Origin of the sequence: Mesorhizobium sp. M2A.F.Ca.ET.039.01.1.1, from assembly GCF_003998035.1 — a bacterium.
Classification (GTDB): Bacteria; Pseudomonadota; Alphaproteobacteria; order Rhizobiales; family Rhizobiaceae; genus Mesorhizobium.
Window position 1 is genome coordinate 1 of record NZ_RZRY01000777.1, and the last position, 2690, is coordinate 2690.

At 63.3% G+C, this 2690-nt stretch carries 4 protein-coding genes; all 4 read right to left on the reverse strand.

Features of this window, described 5'->3' with window-relative positions:
• Nucleotides 1-312: GTPase (locus EOA24_RS33490; protein ID WP_189354440.1), on the reverse strand; the 312-nt coding region annotated here is incomplete at its 3' end.
• A gap of 93 nt (nt 313-405) precedes the next feature.
• Nucleotides 406-1128 carry an aminoacyl-tRNA hydrolase gene (gene pth / locus EOA24_RS33495; protein ID WP_126081655.1) on the reverse strand — a complete coding sequence of 241 codons (723 nt, stop codon included), beginning with the start codon at nt 1126-1128 and terminating at the stop codon, nt 406-408.
• Between the two features lie 25 nt (nt 1129-1153).
• Nucleotides 1154-1798: a 50S ribosomal protein L25/general stress protein Ctc gene (locus EOA24_RS33500; protein ID WP_126059761.1), complete on the reverse strand. Its 645-nt coding sequence runs from the start codon at nt 1796-1798 to the stop codon at nt 1154-1156.
• Nucleotides 1799-2179: 381 nt separating this feature from the next.
• A partial coding sequence (locus tag EOA24_RS33505) for an alpha/beta hydrolase (RefSeq protein ID WP_133374744.1) occupies nt 2180-2690 on the reverse strand: 511 nt, incomplete at its 5' end.

Consider the following 2690-nt stretch of genomic DNA (forward strand, 5'->3'; position numbering starts at 1 on the left):
CACATGCACGATCGCGTCGACCTCGCGGATATTGGCAAGGAACTGGTTGCCCAGCCCTTCGCCCTTGGAGGCGCCGCGCACCAGACCAGCGATGTCGACGAAGGAGATGCGGGTCGGGATGATCTCCTTCGACTTGCCGATCGCCGCGATCTTCTGCAGGCGCGGATCCGGCACCGCCACCTCGCCGGTGTTCGGCTCGATGGTGCAGAAAGGATAGTTGGCGGCCTGCGCGGCGGCCGTCCTGGTCAACGCATTGAACAGCGTCGACTTGCCGACGTTGGGCAAGCCAACGATGCCACATTTGAAACCCATGTTCGTCCAGTCCCGTCGGAATTCGATTTTGCTGAGGGCTATGGGCGATAGCGGTGACGAACGTCAAGCCCCAGGCGCCCGTTCGTTCGGCGCTCACTCCTTGCTGAACAGCTTCTTCAGCATGGCGGCCATCGGGCCGCTCTCGGGAAGCTTTGCCGCCGGCTGCTGCGGGCGCGCCTGGCGAACATGGCTTTGCTGCTTCGGCGGTTTGGGCGGCGGGCGGTCCTCATCGCCGGTCGGCACGAGTTTTTCACGCAAGGCGAGCGTGACGCGGTTCATGAAGGAATTGTCGTCGCCCTTGGCGAGCAGAGCGGCATCGTCGGCGATTGCGTCCAGCAGGACATCCAGCCATTCGCGATCGGCCTTGGCGAAATCGCCGAGCACATGGCCGTGCACCATCTCCTTGACGCCGGGGTGGCCGACGCCGATGCGCACCCGGCGATAGGCATTGCCGACATGCTGATCGAGCGAGCGGATGCCGTTATGGCCGCCGGAGCCGCCGCCCACCTTGACCCTGAGCTTGCCGGCGGCAAGGTCGATCTCGTCGTAGAAGACGGTGAGCGCGGACGGCTCGAGCTTGTAGAAGCGCAGCGCTTCGCCCACCGACTGTCCGGAAAGGTTCATGAAGGTCTGCGGCTTGATCAGCAGCACCTTCTCGCCGCCGAGCGTGCCTTCCGAAATCAGGCCCTGGAATTTTCGCGACCAGGGCGAAAAGGAATGGCGGCGGGCAATCGCGTCCGCCGCCATGAAGCCGACATTGTGCCGGTTGTTTTCGTATTTCGCGCCCGGATTGCCGAGGCCTGCAAAGACAAGCATCGCCGCCTCCGGATGCAGAAATAGGTTACTTCTCTTCGGCCGCCGGGGCCGCCGTCTCGGTCGCCGCCACTTCGGTGGTGGCTTCCGTCTCCGGCTTCATGGCCGACGAGCCGGCAATGGTCGCGATGGTGAAGTCGCGATCGGAGATGACCGGCTTGACGCCGGCCGGCAGCTTGACCGCCGAGATGTGGATCGAGTCGCCGATGTCGGTGCCGGCGAGATCGACGGTGATGAATTCCGGGATCGCGTTGGCCGGGCAGTGGAACTCGACTTCGTGGCGAACGATGTTGAGCACGCCGCCGCGTTTGATGCCGGGCGACTTGTCCTCATTGATGAAGTGGACGGGCACGTCGACATTGACCTCGGTGTCCTTGCCGATGCGCAGGAAGTCGACATGGACAGGGAAATCCTTGACCGGGTCGAGCTGGAAGTCCTTCGGCAGGACCTGAATCTTCTTGCCGTCGACATCGATCGTGGCGACCGTGGTCAGGAACCCGCCGCCATGGATCTTGTAGAAGATGTCCTTGTAGTTCAGCGCAATCGCCAGGGGAGGCTGCTTGTCGCCGTAGATAACTGCAGGCACTTTACCGTTGCGGCGAACTGCACGGGCGGACCCCTTACCGACCTGTTCGCGCGCTTCGGCTTTGAGCTCATAAGCATCGTGGCTCATGGCATTTCCTTTCGCGTGTTGTGGAGCGCTCGCGGTCGGCGTAAGCCCGACCGTAAACGTCGAAAGCCGTCGCGGCCTTGCACGATCCGTCCGATGCGTTTGGCAATCCAAATGCGTTGGAATCATGCGAGGCCTGGCCGGCCTTCCTCCGCGTTGCCTCCAAGGGTGTCTACGCGGGTGGCGGCTCTATAGCGGAAGGCGGGCAAGGGCGCAAGATCAACGGCGGTAGGCCTCGGCGCTGCCCGCCAGGGCTTCAAACGATGCTCGTGCCGGCATGGGCCGGCTTTACCGAGGCGACCATGAAGGACATTCGTAGAATTGGAGAAGGACGCCGTATTGGCGATTTCCCCAGCCGTGCCCAAAGGCCTGTCGGCATCAGCGCTATTTGGCGAGGAAGTCCAGGATCAGCTTGACGGTCGCGTCGGGATTTTCCTCCATGATCCAGTGGCCGGAGCCGGGCACGATGCCGGCCGTCACATTGCTGGCGACGAAACGCAGATCGTCGGCCTGCGCCGCGCCGAAAGACTTCTCCGCACCGACGGCCAGAACCGGCATGGCGACCTTGCCGCCCTTGGCGAGGAATTCCTTGTTGTCCGTGGCATCCTGGCTGAAGGCGGCGAACTGCTCGAACGCATCGTGCATGGCGTGGGGACGCGCATAAAGCGCGGCATAATGCGCGCGGGTGGCCTCGTCGATCTTCTTGGGATCGCCGGACAACTCGTTCCAGAAGCGGTCGAGATAGATGCGTTCGCGCCCGGCGACCAGACGCTCCATGTCGGGACCGCGGAAATTGAAGTGCCACAACAGCGGCAGGCGGATGATGTTGTCCCAGTCGCCGATGCCGGGCAGCGGCGCGTCGATGACGACCCAGCGGGTGATGCGGTCGCGATAC

Coding starts and splice junctions, on each gene's coding strand:
- pth (WP_126081655.1), bottom strand. CDS start 1,128: ATGCTTGTCTTTGCAGGCCTCGGCAATCCGGGCGCGAAATACGAAAAC.
- EOA24_RS33500 (WP_126059761.1), bottom strand. CDS start 1,798: ATGAGCCACGATGCTTATGAGCTCAAAGCCGAAGCGCGCGAACAGGTC.